Genomic DNA, 18,564 nt, shown 5'->3' with positions numbered 1-18,564 from the left:
CCAGAAGAATATAAAGGTAAAATAAAAATAAATCAAAATGTTAACGTTAACATTTTGAAATAGAATGAAAGACGGTGAGGACATGGAACCCTTTATGGGCGAAAATTTTTTGCTGAAAAATGAAACCGCTGTCAGCCTCTATCACCATTATGCAAAAGACATGCCGATTATTGATTACCACTGCCATTTAAGCCCGAAAGAAATCTATGAAAATAAGACATTTCAAAACATCACAGAAGCCTGGTTGTATGGAGACCATTACAAATGGCGCATCATGAGAGCCAATGGGATTGAAGAGACATACATTACCGGCGATGCGCCTGATGAGGAGAAATTTATGGCTTGGGCGAAAACCGTGCCGATGGCGATCGGCAATCCGCTCTACAATTGGACTCACTTAGAACTGCAGCGTTTTTTTGGAATTTATGAGATTTTAAATGAGCAATCCGCGCCGGCTATATGGAAACGGACGAATGAACTGCTTCAAGGAGCAGGCTTCGGGGCAAGGGATTTAATCGTAAAATCAAATGTAAAGGTCGTTTGCACAACTGATGATCCTGTCGATTCTCTTGAATACCATCTATTATTAAAAGAAGACAAAGATTTTCCTGTCAGCGTGCTGCCCGGATTTCGGCCGGATAAGGGACTTGAGATCAATCGTGAAGGCTTCCCAGATTGGGTGCAGGCACTTGAAGATGCCGCAGCCATTTCAATTACAACCTACGATGAGTTTCTAAAGGCGTTAGAAAAACGGGTGCGATTCTTCCACTCAGCCGGCGGCAGAGTGTCTGATCATGCGATAGATTCGATGGTATTTGCCGAAACGACAAAAGAGGAAGCGGGACGGATTTTTTCTGACAGATTACAAGGAACAGAGGTTTCCTATGAAGATGAGAAGAAATTTAAGACGTATACGCTTCAGTTTCTTTGCGGGTTGTATGCGGAGCTCGATTGGGCGATGCAGTTTCATATCAACGCTTTAAGAAACACGAATACAAAAATGATGAAGAGACTTGGGCCTGATACAGGCTATGATTCTATGAATGATGAAGAAATTGCTAAGCCTTTATACAAGCTGCTGAACTCAGTTGAGATGAAGAACAAGCTGCCGAAAACGATTTTATATTCACTTAATCCAAACGATAACTATGTCATCGCCAGCATGATCAACAGTTTTCAGGACGGTGTTACCCCGGGAAAAATACAATTCGGCACAGCCTGGTGGTTTAACGATACAAAAGACGGGATGCTCGATCAAATGAAAGCGTTGTCAAACGTCGGGCTTTTCAGCCGCTTTATCGGCATGCTCACAGATTCCAGAAGTTTTCTTTCCTATACGCGCCACGAGTATTTCAGGCGGATCGTCTGCAATTTGATCGGGGAATGGGTGGAAAACGGCGAAGTGCCGCGAGATATGGAGCTTCTGGGAAGCATTGTGCAGGGAATTTGCTATGACAATGCGAAACACTACTTTCAATTTCAAGAAGAGAAAGCAAACGTGTAACCAAATGTCCGCTCAGCATCGCGATCAAGTGTCACCCTGAGCGGACCACTACCCGAAAATTCTTAAGACACAGAGGTGGAAGATGCGAACTGAACTGGCAAATAAGGTTGTGTCGATCGAAACGGAGAAAAGGCTTTCATTGAAAGAGAAAATTTCCTATGGATTTGGTGATTTTGGCAACGGTTTTATGTTTGATCTCGGCCAGATTTATTTATTGAAGTATTTTACTGATGTAGCGGGAATCCCGGCTGCGATGGCCGGCGGCATTTTTTTAGTCAGCAAGCTGTTTGCGGCGATAACAGATCCAATTGTCGGCTCATCTATTGATTATCGCAAAAATATCGGCAAACGGGGGAAATTCAGGCCTTATCTATTAATCGGCAGCATCGTGCTTGCGGTGCTTACTGTTCTTATTTTTCTGTCTCCCAATGTATCAACAACTGGAAAACTCATTTATGCATATGCTTCCTATATGATTTGGGGCATCGGCTATTCATTTGTGAATATTCCGTATGGCTCATTAGGGGCAGCGATGACTCAAAACTCTGAGGATCGGACCTCTATTTCGACTTTCCGCCAAATCGGATCACTTGGGGCTTTGTTTATCACAAGTGTGGCCGTAATGCCGCTGCTCGTCAAGTTTGATAATCCGAAGGTCGGCTACCCGGTGGTCATGGGCTTGTTCGCCGCACTCGGCGTGATTTGGTTTTATATTTGCTACCGCAACTGCAAAGAGCGCATTGTCATATCGGAAGCGCCAAAAGAAAAATTAACACTCTCATCTGTCGTCAAAACATTTATCACGAATAAACCGCTGTTAACCCTTGTCCTGATGACGATTTTTTCAATTTCTGCATACAACATTAAATCCGCCATGCTAGTCTATTTCGCACAATATAACCTGGGCAACGTTGAATTAATGGCTTATATGAACTTTATTATTATCGGTTCTTCCTTTTTGGGCGTCGTATTTCTGCCAAAGCTCGTCAAGATGTTTGGAAAGAAACGAACGGCAATGATCGGCTTCGGCATCAGTGTAGCAGCGGATCTGATCAACTTTATGCTGCCATCAAACGTTTATGTGTTTACGATTCTTGCCAGTATCGCCTTTATCGGAATCAGTATCCCAAATGGCATCACGTGGGCGCTTGTCTCCGATATTATTGACTATGGCGAATGGAAATCCGGTGAACGGAAAGAAGCAACGACATATTCACTTTTTAATTTCTCCAGAAAGCTTGCTCAGTCATTGTCCGGTTTTCTCTCGGGAATCGGTTTGGGGCTTATCGGCTATGTGCCGAATGCAGTCCAGACAGCACAGGCGCTAATCGGAATCAAAGCGCTTCTGCTTCTGTATCCGGCCATTGCGTTGGCATTAGCGATGATCATTATCGGCTTTCTTTATAAACTCACAGACCAGCAGCATGCACAGATCGTTCAGGATCTTCATCAAAAGAGCTGACAACGCAATATAAAGAATATTTAAAATAATTTGTAAATATGATGTATTTGTAAGGGTTTTCGCTCAGGAGTGCCCGAAGAACTGAAAAGAAAGGAGGCACTTGATTGAAAACGGTAACGATACCGGCTGAAGAAGCAAAGGAGCTCGTTCGGGTCAAGCTGATCGGTGCCCATTTGAATGAACGAGACGCTGAAAAAATAGCAGATGTCCTCGTGCACGCCGATTTGCGCAGCGTACATTCGCATGGTGTGCTGCGAACAGAACATTATGTGAACAGGCTAAGGGCGGGAGGGATCAATCCTAAAGTACATCCTGTTTTTAAAGAAACGGGGCCTGTGACCGGCGTGCTTGACGGAGACGATGGTTTCGGCCATGTGATTTGTGATATGGCGATGGACCGTGCAATTGACATGGCAAAGAAAAACGGAGTCGGCATGGTGACGGCTGTAAACAGCAGCCATTGCGGAGCGCTAAGCTATTTTGTGCAAAAAGCAGCTGAAGAAAAGCTGATCGGAATGGCAATGACGCATACGGACAGTATCGTTGTTCCATTTGGGGGGAGGTCACCTTTTTTAGGGACAAATCCGATTGCTTACGGTGTCCCGGCTAAGCATAAAAAACCATTTATCCTAGATATGGCGACATCCAAAGTGGCCTTTGGGAAGATTTTGCAGGCCCGTGAAGAGGGCAAAGACATTCCTGAGGGATGGGGAGTCGATGAAAACGGAGAAGCAGTAACCGATCCTTACAAGGTCGTCTCCCTTTCAACATTCGGCGGCCCGAAAGGCTATGGACTATCTATTATGGTGGATGTGTTTTCCGGATTGCTGGCGGGCGCGGCTTTTGGCCCTCATATCGCCAAAATGTACAGCGGTCTTGATCAAAAAAGAAAGCTGGGACATTACGTTTGCGCGATCAATCCTTCCTTTTTTACCGACCGGGATGCGTTTTTAGAGCAGATGGATGCCATGCTCAATGAATTGCAGCAGTCACCGCCGGCTGCTGGAGTCGAGAGAGTGTATGTACCCGGCGAGATCGAGCAGCTGCATGAAGAAAGAAATAAGGTACACGGCATATCAATTGCTCGGAGCGTGTATGAATTCTTAAAAAGCAGGTGAGAAAAATGAAAGCGGTTCAAGTGCGAAAAGCATATGATCTGGTGACTGCGGAGATGAAGAAGCCGCTTCTTTCAAGGGATGATGAAGTGCTCGTAAAAGTCAAGCGAGTCGGGATTTGCGGCTCAGATATGCACATTTATCATGGCACGAACCCGCTCGCCACCCTCCCGAGAGTCATCGGACACGAGGTAACGGGACAAGTGGAGGAAGTTGGTGCGAATGTGCAGAGCCTAAAAGCCGGTGACCACGTTGTGATTGAGCCGATTTCCTATTGCGGAACGTGTTACGCCTGCCGCAAAGGGCGCCCGAATGTTTGTGCCAAGCTTTCTGTGTTTGGCGTACATGAGGATGGCGGCATGCGGGAATATATTGTGCTTCCGGAAAGGCAGCTTCACGTTGTCTCAAAGGACTTGCCTTGGGAAGAAGCGGTCATGGCCGAGCCTTACACGATAGGCGCCCAGGCAGTGTGGAGAGGCCAGGTGGAAAAAGGTGATGCCGTTCTGATCCAGGGAGCGGGGCCCATCGGGATCTGTGTGTTAAAAATGGCTAAGCTGGCGGGAGCTGCCGTCATGATGACTGACTTGAACAACGAGCGGCTGGCATTTGCGAAAGAAAACGGTGCCGACGCTGTCGTGAATGCCCAAACAGAAAATGTTGCTGAGCGAGTCCGGGAATGGACTGGGAATGAAGGGGCCAATGTGGTCATTGATGCTGTTTGTCTGCCGGCGACTTTTGAGCTTTCAGTTGAGGTCGTTTCTCCCGCGGGACATGTGGTTGTGCTTGGATTTGATGAAAGAGCGGCACAAGTTTCTCAGCTGCCGATTACAAAAAAAGAAGTTACGATAACCGGATCGAGATTGCAGACCAATCAGTTTCCCAAGGTGGTAGAGCTTTTGAATAAAGGACAGTTAACGCATAACGGGCTGGTGACCCATACATTTTCCGTAGATGACGTCCATCATGCATTTCAGTTTATCAAGGAGCATCCAGATCAGGTGCGGAAAGCCGTTATCACATTTGATTAATCGACTGAATCCGGAGGTGTACACATGAATATCACATTTCGATGGTATGGCCGAGGCAACGATACAGTCACACTTGAACACGTGAAGCAAATTCCCGGAGTCAAAGGCATCGTCTGGGCTCTCCATCAAAAACCTGTCGGCGACGTGTGGGAAAAAGAAGAAATCAGAGCCGAGACCGAATATATTCAATCCTATGGTTTTCATGCTGAAGTTGTAGAAAGCGTGAATGTTCATGAAGCGATTAAACTCGGAAACGATGAACGCAGCCGGTATATTGAAAACTACAAACAAACCATCCGCAATCTTGCAGAATTTGGCGTGAAAGTGATCTGTTATAATTTTATGCCGGTTTTTGATTGGACACGCACGGATATGTTCCGGCCGCTGGAAGATGGATCAACCGCTCTGTTTTTTGAAAAGGCCAAGGTGGAGAGCCTTGAGCCCCAAGAGCTGATTCAGACGATGGAGCAAGCAACTGACATGACACTGCCGGGGTGGGAGCCCGAAAAATTAGCCCGGATCAAAGAGCTGTTTGCGGCCTACAGAACGGTTGATGAAGAACAGCTATGGGACAATTTATCATTCTTTTTGAAGGAAATTCTTCCGGTTGCAGAAAGTCACGGTGTTCAAATGGCTATTCATCCGGATGACCCGCCTTGGCCGATCTTCGGGCTTCCGCGCATTATCACAGGGGAGGATAGTTATAAGAGACTAAGGGCGATATCAGATTCACCGTCTAATTGCATCACCTTATGTACAGGTTCAATGGGAGCCAGTCCGGCTAACAACATGGTAGAAATCGCTAAGACGTATGCCGGCATTGCTCCATTTTCACATATTCGCAATGTGAAAATTTTTGAGAATGGCGATTTTATTGAAACATCTCACCTGACGAAAGACGGTTCGATCAACATTCAAGGCGTGGTGGGAGAACTGCATAAGCAGGATTACAAAGGATATGTCAGACCGGATCATGGGCGCCATCTTTGGGGCGAGCAATGCCGCCCGGGTTATGGTCTATACGATCGGGCCCTTGGCATCATGTACTTAAATGGACTGTGGGACGCATATGAAGCAATGGCAAAAAAAGAGGTGGAAGTATGATCCCGCTGCATGAGAACCTGGCTGGTAAAACGGCTGTCATCACTGGCGGCAGCGGCGTGCTTTGTTCAGCGATGGCCCGGGAGCTTGCCCGCCATGGCATGAAGGTGGCGATATTGAATCGGACGGCTGAAAAAGGCCAAGCGGTCGTGAAGCAGATTACGGCGGCTGGCGGCACAGCATGCTCTGTTTGTGCGGATGTGCTGGACAGGGGTTCACTTGTGCAGGCAAAGGAGGACATCCTTGGCCGACTTGGCTCTGTCGATCTGTTAATTAACGGGGCTGGCGGCAATCATCCTGACGCGATAACCGATGTGGAGACATATGAAGAAGCGGGAGAAGGCCAATCCTTTTTTGATATGGATGAGGGGGGCTTTTCAACTGTATTCTCCACCAACTTCACCGGTGCGTTTCTGGCCTCTCAAGTGTTTGGAAAAGAGCTGCTGAAGGCTGATTCACCGGCGATTATTAATCTTTCTTCCATGAGTGCTTATTCACCCATGACGAAGGTTCCTGCTTACAGTGCCGCCAAAGCATCGATCAATAATTTTACGATGTGGATGGCCGTTCATTTTGCCGAAACCGGACTGCGGGTCAATGCGATTGCCCCAGGCTTTTTTCTGACAAAACAAAATCATGATCTGCTGATCAATCTAGACGGAACCTTAACCGAACGTTCAAACAAAATTATTGCGGGAACACCGATGAAGCGCTTTGGAAAACCGGAGGACCTGCTCGGCACACTTCTTTGGCTGGCGGATGAATCCTATTCCGGTTTTGTCACCGGGATCACCGTTCCTGTCGATGGTGGATTTATGGCTTATTCAGGCGTGTAACGAAAGCAGCGCAACAGAAGCTGAACCAACATAGGGGTGAGGTTGAGATGTTCTCAAAAGATAAGCTTCCCGTTATCCTTTTTTTGTTCCTGGCAGGAGTGATTAATTACCTGGATCGCTCGGCGCTTTCCATTGCAGCTCCTTTTATTCAGGATGATCTCACATTATCTGCCACGCAAATGGGCTTGATTTTCAGCAGTTTTTCGATTGGTTATGCCATTTTTAACTTTCTTGGGGGCGTGGCATCTGACCGCTACGGGGCAAAGATGACCTTGTTTATCGCTATGGTCGTTTGGTCGTTGTTTAGCGGAGCAGTCGCCCTCGCCTTTGGTTTTGTCAGCCTGCTGATTATACGCATCCTCTTCGGAATGGGAGAAGGCCCGCTGTCTGCGACCATCAACAAAATGGTGAATAACTGGTTCCCGCCGACTCAGCGGGCGTCCGTTGTCGGTGTGACCAACAGCGGAACGCCGCTCGGGGGAGCCATTTCCGGCCCGATCGTCGGCATGATCGCAGTCGCGTTCAGCTGGAAAGTATCCTTCGTTCTCATTATGATTATTGGATTAATATGGGCAGTGCTCTGGTTCAAGTTTGTCAAAGAGAAGCCGCCAGTAGCGATGGGGGATGCACCGGCAATCAAAGCAGAAACGCCTCCTGGAGAAAAAATTCCGCTCACCTTTTACCTGAAGCAAAAAACAGTCCTGTTTACGGCGTTTGCTTTTTTCGCTTACAACTACATCCTCTTCTTCTTTTTGACGTGGTTTCCGAGCTACCTTGTTGAAGAGCGGGGACTAAGTGTTGAATCGATGAGTGTCATCACGGTCATTCCGTGGATTTTAGGCTTTATCGGCCTTGCAGCGGGGGGATTTGTTTCTGACTATGTGTACAAAAAAACAACACGAAAAGGTGTGCTGTTCTCGCGCAAGGTTGTGCTTGTCTCATGTTTGTTTTCATCAGCGGTCCTGATTGGTTTGGCCGGGCTTGTGACAACTACTGCAAGCGCTGTTACACTTGTCGCTTTATCAGTGTTCTTTCTCTATTTGACAGGCGCTATCTATTGGGCTGTCATTCAAGATGTGGTTGACCAAAACAATGTTGGTTCTGTAGGCGGCTTTATGCATTTCCTTGCCAATACGGCAGGAATTATCGGCCCGGCTTTAACCGGCTTTATTGTTGATCGAACGGGCACGTTTTCTGGAGCATTTTTGCTTGCCGGAGGGTTAGCTGTCTTCGCTTCACTAGCTGTTATTCGTTTTGTCCGTCCGATTATCGGCAAACCAGCAGGAACAGAAGCGGAGAATCCGGTGTCTTATTAATCTGGAAATATAGTGGGAGAGGCGGTATGTTTGATGATACAATATACAGTAAATAATCGCAGCCGGTATGATAAGGAAGGGAATTAGATGGTAACCATAAAAGATATCGCAAAACTCGCAAACGTATCTCACACAACCGTTTCCAGAGCGCTCAACAACAGTCCTTATATCAAAGAACATACGAAGAAAAAAATACTGGAGCTCGCAGCACAGCTCAACTATACACCAAATGTAAACGCGAAAAGCCTGGCGATGCAAAAGTCACATACGATCGGGCTTTTCTTTACAAGCATCACAAACGGAACTTCACACAGCTTCTTTGCTGACACAATCAAAGGCGTAAACCAAGCCATAAGTGAGGATTACAATCTCTATGTGCGCGGCATCGATGATCTGAAAAACTATGACTCCGTTACGCCGATGAGATATGACGGCATCATTTTAATGAGCCAAAGTGACATTGATAATTCTTTTATTTACCATATTCGAGAAAAAAACATCCCGCTTGTGGTACTGAATCGCGATATTGATGACCGCAGCATTACGAATATTTTGTCCAATGACAAAGAAGGCTCTCAGGAAGCTGTAGAATACTTCATTAAGAACGGACATCAAGACATCGCCATCATAGAGGGAATCGAAGGCTTTAAATCTTCCCATCAGCGTAAGGAAGGCTACTTAGCCGCACTGATTCATCATCATATTCCGATCAAACATGAATACAGTGTCAAAGGGCAATACGATATGGAAAGCGGCTTTCAAGCGATGGAGCGGCTGCTGGCGCTGCCGAATCCTCCAACTGCTGTCTTTTGTTCGAATGATGACATGGCAATCGGAGCGATGAATGCGATATTCGCAAAGGGGCTGCGCGTCCCTGATGATATTTCAGTGATCGGTTTTGATGATATTGGATTTTCGCAATACATTACGCCAAGGCTTTCAACAGTGAAGCGTCCAGTAGAGAAAATCAGCGTACTTGGCGCGCAAAAACTATTGTCGCTGATCAGCGAGCCGGGAACAAAAGCGGAAAAAATCATGGAAAATACAGCGTTTATGGTGCGTGATTCAGTTAGACAATTGACCAAGTGATGCCCCGTTTTTCAGTGGGCATTCTTTATACGGAAAAATGTTAACGTGTGCATAAATGAGAGAGGGAGGCAATGAAGGTGCAGAAGCTCAATAAAAACGTGTACGATCACTATACTCAGTATCCGGAAAAAATTCTCCAATTCGGTGAAGGAAACTTTCTGCGAGGGTTTGTCGATTGGCAGATTGATCAAATGAATCAACACACTGATTTTAATGGGAGCGTCGCAGTTGTACAGCCAAGAGGGTCAGAAAAAATCAAAAGGTTAAATCAGCAAGATGGTTTGTACACGCTTTTTTTACAGGGAATGAAAGACGGAGAAGCGGTAAACGAGCATATGATTATCAACTCAATCAGCCGCGGAATTGATCTGTTTTCAGATTATGAAGCGTTTAAAGAATTGGCTTCAAGCGAAGAGCTGCGGTTTATCATTTCCAACACCACAGAGGCCGGTATCGTATGTGATGAAAAAGATCGTTTAGAGGATCGGCCTCAAAAAACATTCCCTGGGAAATTAACTGCGTTTCTCTACTTTCGCTATAAAGCTTTTAAAGGAGATCAGACTAAAGGCTGTGTCTTGATCCCATGTGAGCTGATCGAGAATAATGGAGAAAAGTTGAAGGCAACGATTCTTCATTATGCAGATCTATGGAAGCTGGAAGAAGGGTTTACACAGTGGATACATGATGCCAACACGTTTTGTAATAGTTTAGTAGACCGCATTGTCCCGGGCTTTCCTGTCGACAGCATTGGTGAGATCACTGCGGAGCTGGGCTATCAGGATGAACTGATTGTTGTGGGGGAGCAGTATTATTTATGGGTTATTGAGGGGCCGGATTGGATTGGGGAAGAACTGCCTTTTGCAGCTGCCGGGCTCCATACAAAGATTGTCAGCGACCTGACCCCTTACAGGATTAAAAAAGTGAGAATTTTAAATGGCGCTCATACGGCAATGACGCCAGTTGCTTTATTATACGGATTGAAAACTGTGCGGGATGCTGTCGAGCATCCGGAAGTAGGGCAGTTTATTAGAGAGATGATCAGTGACGACATTCTTCCTGTTTTAAAAATGGAAAGGCTTTCTCAATATGCTGATGATGTGCTGAACCGTTTCAAAAACCCTTATATTAAGCATTATCTAGAAAGCATTGCATTGAACTCTGTTTCCAAATTCAAAACGAGAAACCTGCCGACCATTCAGGAATATGCTGAACAGAAGGGACAGCTTCCTGAACGCTTGGTGTTTTCTTTCAGCGCTCTTCTGTATTTTTATCAGGGAAACGAGAAATTGCAGGATGATCCGGCTGTTCTTCAATTTTTCAAAGAGGTGTGGAATCAGGAGAATGGAGACATGCTCCGTATCGCCTCAAGGGTGTTAGGCGAAGAGCGGCTGTGGGGGGCAAATCTCAACGAGATACCGAGGCTGAGTGAGAGAGTTGCTGATTACTTGAATCATATTCATGAACTGGGCATGCAGCGGGCTCTTGAACAATGCTGTACACAAAGGGGAGAGGTACGATGAAGTCATGTATAAAGATTCATAAACAAGATAATGTCCTTCTTGCTCTGCGAGATATCGAGAAAGGAGAGCGGCTGAATGCGGATGGCATGTCGATTGAAGTCAAGGATGATATAAAAAGAGGCCACAAGATTGCGCTTCAGCCTATCAAAGAAAACGACAGCATCATCAAATACGGGTTTCCAATCGGGCATGCATCACAAGATATATCGATCGGAGAGCATATTCATGTCCATAATACAAAAACAAACCTGTCTGATATCCAAACATACAGCTATACACCGAGATTTGATGAAAACCCGTACTCAAATGAGAACAAGACGTTTAAAGGATTTAGAAGGGAAAACGGAGATGCCGGTGTACGCAATGAATTGTGGATTGTGCCAACTGTCGGCTGTGTCAATGGGATAGCTGAAAAAATGCTCCAGCGTTTTGTCAGAGAAACGGGGAATATCGCTCCATTCGATAATGTGCTCGTGTTAAAACACCAATACGGATGCTCGCAGCTTGGCGACGACCACGAAAATACGAAGCAAATCCTGCTGAATGCCATTCGCCATCCAAATGCCGGCGGTGTCTTGGTGTTAGGGCTTGGCTGTGAAAACAACGAGCTGGCAGGAATGAAGGAAGCGCTGCAGGACGTGAACCTGAATCGGGTGAAGTTTCTCGAATCCCAGTCGGTGACAGACGAAATGGAGGCAGGCATTGCTTTACTGAAGGAGATTCATGAATCGGCCAAAGGGGATAGGCGAGAAGATATTCCGCTGTCCGAACTGAAAATCGGGCTGAAATGCGGAGGTTCGGACGGTTTTTCCGGCATAACAGCAAACCCGCTGCTTGGCCGTTTTTCAGATTATATCATCGCACAGGGAGGGAGCACGGTGCTGACGGAAGTCCCGGAAATGTTCGGTGCGGAAACCATCCTGATGCAGCGGGCTGCCAATGAAGAAGTGTTTCATAAGATTGTCCATTTAATCAATGATTTTAAACAATATTTTATAAAACATGATCAGCCGGTGTATGAAAATCCTTCACCGGGCAATAAAGCAGGCGGCATTTCTACGCTTGAGGATAAATCGCTGGGCTGCACGCAGAAAGCGGGGATTTCTCCTGTCGCAGATGTCTTGAAATACGGCGAAGTGCTCAAGACAAAAGGGCTGACGCTTTTGAGCGCGCCAGGAAATGATTTGATCGCTTCCTCCGCATTGGCGGCGGCGGGCTGCCAAATTGTCCTCTTTACAACGGGGAGAGGCACGCCGTTTGGCACCTTTGTCCCGACAGTGAAGGTAGCGACAAACACCCAGCTGTACGAGGCGAAGCCGCATTGGATTGATTTTAACGCAGGTCTTTTAGCTGAGGATGATGTGCATGAGGAATTTGTGCTGCGGGAATTTATCCACTATATGATTGAAGTGGCTAGCGGTCAACTTGTGAACCATGAAAAAAATGATTTCAGGGAACTTGCCATTTTTAAATCGGGTGTGACGTTATAATGAAAAAGGCTATCCTCCGGAGGATAGCCTTTTTCATTAGATCAATTTTAAGCCGCTGACCAAAATGATGGACGCCATAATAAATTGCAGCGGACGCGGAGAGAATCGAGGCGAGAGATGGCTTCCGATCAGCACACCGGGAATTGAGCCAAGCAGCAGATTAGCTGCCAGCATATAATCTACGCTTCCGAAGCTTGCGTTCAAAATGCCTGCTGCCGTAACGAGAAGAAAAGCATGCGCGATATCGGTTCCGACAATCTGTGACGCTTTCATGTTAAATAAGTAAATCATGGCGATTGCAAATAATGACCCCGAACCGATTGATGTTAATCCAACGATAAACCCAAACACGATACCAATGAGAATCGTTAGCGCCCGCTTATTTTCAAGCGGCATCAGCTGCCAGCGGTTCGGGCGCAGTTTTCTATCCAAAAACAAACGAACGATGATTGAAATGGCAACTAGTGTTAACACATAGCCAAGAGCATGCTTAATAATTTCTTCCTGATGCTGATGAAAGGCGGGGAACAAATGCAGTATGCCAATGGCTAGGGACGCACTCGGAATACTGCCGATGGCTAAGTATTTTACTAATTTAAAGTTAATCGTTTTCTGCCGCCAATGGGAGGCAACGCCAAACAGCTTTGTGATCGAGTTATATACAAGATCCGTACCGACCGCGATGGAAGGATTAATTCCAAGCACAATTAAAAGAGGAGTTAATAAGGCCGCTCCGCCCACTCCCGTCAATCCGACTAAGGCTCCGACAAACAAACCCATCAATATGATGCTTACACTCATGATAAAGGCCTCCTGAAAACCCGACTATTTTTATCAGATTATATATGATTAGGTCACGTTAATCAATTAAATGTTTTGAATTTTTGCACGTTAGCTGTTTGAAATTTTGGTTTGCTCAATATCTTTATTCATTTGACCTATAATGAGTGTCTGGACGAAATCTGGAAGTGAGCCGGAGGCATAAAAAAAAGATACCCCTAAACAGGTATCTTTTTTCTCGTTTGTGTTACATGCGCTGCTGATAGAAAGGGAGCTCCGTGTGGCCCATTTCCCGCACATAAACGAATAGGTTGCCTTTATGGTGAATTTCATGTTCCATTGCAAGCTGAAGCAGTGAGCTGCCTGTGACTTTTCTGCCGAAAGTGGCTGTCAGATCAATTTCTCTGTCCAGTTGCTCTTCAGTCAGCTGTTCAAGAATAGCGGCCGTTTTTTCTGTATATGTTTTTGCCAGAACATTGAGATCTGTTTCTGTTTCTTCCTGCTTGTTTTGAAATGGTGAAGCATTGCCTTCTTTAATGACATTTGCGAACAAGTGGAAAGACGTAAGAATGTGTTTGACCAGCTCTTCCGCTGACATTGACGTTTCAGCCGGTTTGTAGCCGTAATGGTCTTTGCTGATTTTTTCAGCAAGCTCATTGGTCACGTTTCGATGGGATAAAAAATGGCTGACAATTTGATTGGATTGGCTCAATATGATCTCCTCCATATGTAAAAAATTAATGGTGCAATGAAATCCTATATCAACGGTTATCAATTCACAAGTAATATGCTGTGGGATGAAACAAAATGCTATGTCAATCGTATATATAACGTTCACAAAACATGAAATGGAGTATAAACATGACAAACATACCTTTCATTTATCAGTACGAAGAAAAAGAGAATGAAAGAGCTGCGGCGGGCTACAGCACTTTCGGTTACCTTATCACACGTATTGAAGAGACGCTTTATGATCAATACGGTGTATTCTATGAGCTCTATGCCAGTGATGACCCGAACACGGAATACTGGGAGCTTCTTGTAGAAGATGTCCGCAGCGGTTCATTGGAGCCTGAGCATGTGGCATATATATTTGAAAAGCTTGAAAAGAAAACCTTTGCTTACGATGAAGATGAAAAAGAACCGGATTATACAGTCCATAAGTCTATAAGAAACAGTGTATACGCGTATCCTGAAAAGGGAGTTGCTTTTGCCAGAATTCCATATTTTCAAGATGGGAGCATCATGAGTTTTGATTGTCTGTTTGCGGTTAACGATGAAAAAATGCGTGCCTTTCTGGAGGGAGTCAGACCGCGTCTCTGGGAAAAAAGCAAACGGAAAGTGACCGTTTTTACAGATGGAGATGGAGGGACTTCAAGAGAGCAGGAAGCCATTGTCAGAGAGGTTCAGCGGAGTCAGGTAATCATGAATCCGCTATTGAAAAAAGAGATATACAGATCAATTGATCAGTTTTTTCATAGTGATAAATCGTTTTATCAAACGTATGACATCCCTTACAAGCGCGGCATTCTGTTATATGGACCTCCTGGAAACGGAAAGACGACATTAGTGAAGTCGATCGCAGGCAGTATCGATGCACCTGTTGCCTATTGGCAAATTACTGAATTTACGTCGAGCGAGACAATAGAAGAAGTCATTCAGGCAGCGAGACGCCTCGCTCCTGCAGTTCTGGTCATCGAGGATATAGATTCAATGCCGGAGGATGTGCGATCCTTTTTTCTCAATACTTTGGACGGCGCGACATCAAAAGAGGGGCTATTTCTCATCGGCACGACAAACTATCCAGAAGAGATCGATCCAGGGTTGATGAATCGTGCAGGACGGTTTGACCGTGCCTATGAAATTGGGCTTCCGGATGAAGAGCTGCGGCTGGAATATATGAAAATGAGAGGCTTTGACATCTTTTTGAGTGAAGGAGAAATAAAAAACGCCGCAAAGCTTACAGAAGGCTTTTCCTTTGCACAGCTGGGAGAATTATATGTATCTTCAGCCCTTCAATGGCACCAAGAAGGGAATCATCATATTGAAACCATGGTGAAAGACATGACAGGAGAGCAAAGAAAAAGCCGGCAGGGAAGCTGGATGGAAAGAAACAAAGTCGGTTTTCACTAAAAGAAAGCACGGGTTTTTGAAAAACCCGCGCTTTTTTGTTGCGGTTAGCCGAAATTCGACAATTGCGGTCTTTTTGCGTTCTTCTTTTTCTTGTAAATATGATAAAATATGACATATCTCGGGTAACTCAAAAGGGGGGATTAATTGAGGATGAAGCAGACGATTCCGTCCTCTTATGTCGGGCTTAAAATTAATGAATGGTATACCCATATCCGGCAGTTCCACGTTGCTGAAGCCGAACGGGTCAAGCTCGAAGTAGAAAGAGAAATCGAGGATATGGAAGAAGATCAAGATTTGCTGCTGTATTATTCTTTAATGGAGTTCAGACATCGTGTCATGCTGGATTACATTAAGCCTTTTGGAGAGGACACGTCGCAGCTAGAGTTTTCAGAATTATTAGAAGACATTGAAGGGAATCAGTACAAGCTGACAGGGCTTCTTGAGTATTACTTTAATTTTTTTCGAGGAATGTATGAATTTAAGCAGAAAATGTTTGTCAGTGCCATGATGTATTATAAACGGGCAGAAAAGAATCTTGCCCTCGTCTCGGATGATATTGAGAAGGCCGAGTTCGCTTTTAAAATGGCTGAAATTTTTTACAATTTAAAACAAACCTATGTTTCGATGAGCTACGCCGTTCAGGCATTAGAAACGTACCAAATGTATGAAACGTACACCGTCCGCAGAATCCAATGTGAATTCGTTATTGCAGGAAATTATGATGATATGCAGTATCCAGAAAGAGCATTGCCCCACTTAGAACTGGCTTTAGACCTTGCAAAGAAAGAAGGCAATCCCCGCTTGATCAGTTCTGCCCTGTACAACCTCGGCAACTGCTATGAGAAAATGGGTGAACTGCAAAAGGCAGCCGAATACTTTGAGAAATCTGTTTCTATTTGCAAGTCGGAAAAGTTCGATAATCTTCCGCATTCTATCTACTCTTTAACACAGGTTCTGTATAAACAAAAAAATGATGCCGAAGCGCAAAAACAGTATCGTGAAGGATTGGAAATCGCCCGTCAATACAGTGATGAATTATTCGTGGAGCTTTTTCAATTTTTACATGCGTTATACGGAAAAAACATTGACACAGAATCAGTCTCACACACCTTTCAATTTCTTGAAGAACATATGCTGTATCCTTATATTGAAGAGCTGGCGCATGATGCTGCCCAATTCTATATAGAAAATGGACAGCCCGAAAAAGCACTTTCATTTTATGAGAAAATGGTGCACGCACAAAAACAAATCCAGAGAGGAGATTGTTTATATGAAATCTAAATGGATGTCAGGTTTGTTGCTCGTTGCGATCGGGTTTAGCTTTACTCAGGTGATGGTCCATGCAGGAGAAACAGCAGACACAGAGGGGAAAACATTCCACATTGCGGCACGCAATCAAACATGATGATGACAAAAAAGACCCTCAGGGGTCTTTTTTATTTCAGCTTCCATTCTTTTATGGTCAGCATAGAAGATCCGCTTGTCACCAGAGGATCTGCATGTCCGATTTCCTCCGCTTCTTCCAGTGAACCTGCTTCGATGACGTAGGCTCCGCCTGTGGCATCGCTGAATGGCCCGAACAGTTTTAAGCGCTTTTCTGCCTGTAAGCGATCCAAAAATTCATAGTGGCCGGCTACATGTTTCTGTTTGAATTGATCTGTTCTCGTTGTCAGCATTAAGTACGTATTCATCTTATCCCCCTCCTATCGAACTTCAGTTTAACACAATTATCCATAAACCGGTGACGGATGATATGAGCTTTTCGTCCTACGAATGCCACCTATTTATGAAAAAATAAAAAGGAGAGATGATAGGTGAGCATTCAAGTGAAGAAAAATTTAGTTTCTGAAGCAAAATACGCGCTGAAGTGCCCCAATGCAATGTCCGCTGAATATATTACCATTCACAACACGGCAAACGATGCGTCAGCGGCTAATGAAATCAGCTATATGATTGGGAACACCAGCTCGACAAGCTTTCACTTTGCGGTGGATGATAAAGAGGTGATTCAGGGTCTGCCGCTAAACCGAAACGCCTGGCACACGGGTGACGGCACAAACGGTACAGGAAACCGCAAATCAATCGGCGTTGAGATTTGCTACAGCAAATCGGGAGGGCCAAAATATGAGGCGGCCGAAGCCTTGGCGATTTCTTTCGTCGCTCAGCTTTTGAAAGAGCGCGGCTGGGGAATAGACCGGGTGAGAAAGCATCAGGACTGGAGCGGAAAGTACTGCCCACATCGTATTTTATCAGAGGGGCGCTGGGATCAAGTGAAGGCGGCAATTGAAAAGGAATTAAACGGAGTCGTGTCAGCGAAAAAGGCTTCAGCCTCTTCTTCGGCGTCTGAATACCATGTGAAAAAAGGCGATACACTGTCGGGGATTGCCGCATCACATGGTGTCAGTGTGAAAACGCTGCAAAGCATAAATCATATCACCAACCCTGATCACATCAAAGTCGGACAGGTGATTAAACTGTCTCAGGCGGCAACTTCTTCTAAAAGCCATGCCGCGTCTTCCTATCCGCTCCCATCGGGAGTGATCAAAGTGACAAGCCCGCTAACGAAAGGGACAAACGTAAAGCAGGTGCAGACTGCTTTAGCTGCCCTTTATTTTTACCCTGATAAAGGAGCAAAAAATCACGGCGTTGACGGCGTTTATGGCCCGAAAACAGCAAATGCCGTGAAACGTTTTCAGTCTGTCAGCGGATTAACGGCAGATGGCATTTACGGTCCGAAAACGAAAGCGAAAATAGAGGAAAAGCTGTAATCAATAAACGGAAGCTGCCAAGCTTCCGTTTTTTTCTTACATACAAACTGCGGCAAGAACCTTTTGAATATCATAAATGCTTTCGTCTTTTTTAAACTGCTTTGAGACAGCGGGAAGTTCTGCGCCGGAGATCCAAATTTTCAACTCTGAATCAAGGTCAAAGCGGCCGGCAGTCTCCACGCTGAATCTAGAAATGCTTTTGTACGGAATCGATTGAAATTCCGTTTTCTTTCCTGTGATTCCCTGCTTATCTACAAGAATAAGCCGCTTGTCAGTAAAGACAATTAAATCGCGAACCAATTTAAACGCGGCATCGACATTCTCACCATCGAGTAAAATATGACCTAGCTCTTCTTTCACCGCAGCCGTTGACAGAGTTGACGCATTGCCAAGTAATCCATCAATAAATCCCATGATATACC

Annotated in this window: 18 protein-coding genes; 14 read left to right on the top strand and 4 right to left on the bottom strand. The window is 45.2% G+C overall.

The features are described 5' to 3' along the window. Nucleotides 1–82 precede the first annotated feature (82 nt). From uxaC to Q5C82_RS05860, 10 genes are all read left to right on the top strand, one after another. Nucleotides 83–1,504 carry a glucuronate isomerase gene (gene uxaC, locus Q5C82_RS05905; protein ID WP_032727337.1) on the top strand — a complete coding sequence of 474 codons (1,422 nt, stop codon included), beginning with the start codon at nucleotides 83–85 and terminating at the stop codon, nucleotides 1,502–1,504. Nucleotides 1,505–1,586: 82 nt separating this feature from the next. Next, nucleotides 1,587–2,966, top strand: coding sequence for an MFS transporter (locus Q5C82_RS05900; protein WP_003220519.1), 1,380 nt, complete (start codon nucleotides 1,587–1,589; stop codon nucleotides 2,964–2,966). A gap of 104 nt (nucleotides 2,967–3,070) precedes the next feature. Continuing rightward, complete coding sequence (gene allD / locus Q5C82_RS05895; protein ID WP_003220521.1) at nucleotides 3,071–4,084, top strand: ureidoglycolate dehydrogenase; 1,014 nt, start codon at nucleotides 3,071–3,073, stop codon at nucleotides 4,082–4,084. A 5-nt stretch (nucleotides 4,085–4,089) separates the two neighbouring features. Beyond that, entirely contained in the window at nucleotides 4,090–5,109 is a 1,020-nt protein-coding gene (locus Q5C82_RS05890) for a zinc-binding alcohol dehydrogenase family protein (RefSeq protein ID WP_003220523.1), read from the top strand. 24 nt (nucleotides 5,110–5,133) lie between these two features. Further along, the gene (gene uxuA / locus Q5C82_RS05885; RefSeq protein ID WP_003220525.1) at nucleotides 5,134–6,213 is read left to right on the top strand and encodes a mannonate dehydratase; all 1,080 of its coding nucleotides are present in this window, start codon (nucleotides 5,134–5,136) and stop codon (nucleotides 6,211–6,213) included. Continuing rightward, complete coding sequence (locus Q5C82_RS05880) at nucleotides 6,210–7,046, top strand: SDR family oxidoreductase (RefSeq protein WP_003220527.1); 837 nt, start codon at nucleotides 6,210–6,212, stop codon at nucleotides 7,044–7,046. Before uxuA ends, Q5C82_RS05880 begins: the two co-directional genes overlap by 4 nt. A 47-nt stretch (nucleotides 7,047–7,093) precedes the next feature. Beyond that, nucleotides 7,094–8,362 (top strand): MFS transporter, encoded by a 1,269-nt coding sequence (locus tag Q5C82_RS05875; RefSeq protein ID WP_003220529.1) that lies wholly within the window; start codon nucleotides 7,094–7,096, stop codon nucleotides 8,360–8,362. An 87-nt stretch (nucleotides 8,363–8,449) separates the two neighbouring features. Then, nucleotides 8,450–9,451 carry a LacI family DNA-binding transcriptional regulator gene (locus Q5C82_RS05870; RefSeq protein WP_003220531.1) on the top strand — a complete coding sequence of 334 codons (1,002 nt, stop codon included), beginning with the start codon at nucleotides 8,450–8,452 and terminating at the stop codon, nucleotides 9,449–9,451. A 77-nt stretch (nucleotides 9,452–9,528) separates the two neighbouring features. Beyond that, on the top strand, nucleotides 9,529–10,971 hold the full coding sequence (locus Q5C82_RS05865; protein ID WP_003220533.1) for a tagaturonate reductase: 1,443 nt from the start codon (nucleotides 9,529–9,531) through the stop codon (nucleotides 10,969–10,971). Then, the gene (locus Q5C82_RS05860) at nucleotides 10,968–12,461 is read left to right on the top strand and encodes a UxaA family hydrolase (RefSeq protein ID WP_003220535.1); all 1,494 of its coding nucleotides are present in this window, start codon (nucleotides 10,968–10,970) and stop codon (nucleotides 12,459–12,461) included. Before Q5C82_RS05865 ends, Q5C82_RS05860 begins: the two co-directional genes overlap by 4 nt. A 36-nt stretch (nucleotides 12,462–12,497) precedes the next feature. Here Q5C82_RS05860 and Q5C82_RS05855 read toward each other — a convergent pair whose 3' ends face one another. After that, complete coding sequence (locus Q5C82_RS05855; RefSeq protein WP_003220538.1) at nucleotides 12,498–13,262, bottom strand: sulfite exporter TauE/SafE family protein; 765 nt, start codon at nucleotides 13,260–13,262, stop codon at nucleotides 12,498–12,500. Nucleotides 13,263–13,488: 226 nt separating this feature from the next. After that, the gene (locus tag Q5C82_RS05850) at nucleotides 13,489–13,953 is read right to left on the bottom strand and encodes a DinB family protein (protein ID WP_003220539.1); all 465 of its coding nucleotides are present in this window, start codon (nucleotides 13,951–13,953) and stop codon (nucleotides 13,489–13,491) included. Between the two features lie 149 nt (nucleotides 13,954–14,102). Between Q5C82_RS05850 and yjoB the strand changes: the two genes are divergently transcribed. The 3 genes from yjoB (at nucleotide 14,103) to phrA (ending at nucleotide 16,779) form a co-directional block, all read left to right on the top strand. Then, on the top strand, nucleotides 14,103–15,374 hold the full coding sequence (gene yjoB, locus Q5C82_RS05845; RefSeq protein WP_013307962.1) for an ATPase YjoB: 1,272 nt from the start codon (nucleotides 14,103–14,105) through the stop codon (nucleotides 15,372–15,374). Nucleotides 15,375–15,518: 144 nt separating this feature from the next. Further along, entirely contained in the window at nucleotides 15,519–16,655 is a 1,137-nt protein-coding gene (gene rapA, locus Q5C82_RS05840) for a response regulator aspartate phosphatase RapA (protein WP_079288553.1), read from the top strand. Next, nucleotides 16,645–16,779, top strand: a complete 135-nt coding sequence (phrA, locus tag Q5C82_RS05835) for a phosphatase RapA inhibitor PhrA (RefSeq protein ID WP_003220543.1) — start codon at nucleotides 16,645–16,647, stop codon at nucleotides 16,777–16,779. The genes rapA and phrA overlap by 11 nt, the downstream gene beginning before the upstream one ends. A gap of 31 nt (nucleotides 16,780–16,810) precedes the next feature. Here phrA and Q5C82_RS05830 read toward each other — a convergent pair whose 3' ends face one another. After that, complete coding sequence (locus Q5C82_RS05830; protein ID WP_003220545.1) at nucleotides 16,811–17,065, bottom strand: YciI family protein; 255 nt, start codon at nucleotides 17,063–17,065, stop codon at nucleotides 16,811–16,813. A 123-nt stretch (nucleotides 17,066–17,188) separates the two neighbouring features. Here Q5C82_RS05830 and Q5C82_RS05825 point away from each other — a divergent pair, with 123 nt between their 5' ends. Beyond that, nucleotides 17,189–18,142, top strand: coding sequence for an N-acetylmuramoyl-L-alanine amidase (locus tag Q5C82_RS05825; RefSeq protein ID WP_003220547.1), 954 nt, complete (start codon nucleotides 17,189–17,191; stop codon nucleotides 18,140–18,142). A gap of 36 nt (nucleotides 18,143–18,178) precedes the next feature. On the opposite strand, the gene Q5C82_RS05820 is transcribed toward Q5C82_RS05825, so the two are convergent. After that, a complete protein-coding gene (locus tag Q5C82_RS05820; protein ID WP_003220548.1) occupies nucleotides 18,179–18,556 on the bottom strand; it encodes a PH domain-containing protein in 378 nt (125 codons plus the stop codon). Nucleotides 18,557–18,564 lie beyond the last annotated feature (8 nt).

The organism is uncultured Bacillus sp., from assembly GCF_958411575.1.
Taxonomy (GTDB): Bacteria; Bacillota; Bacilli; order Bacillales; family Bacillaceae; genus Bacillus; species Bacillus spizizenii.
Note: the sequence above shows the minus strand (reverse complement) of the source record. Positions and strands in the feature narration are given on the sequence as shown.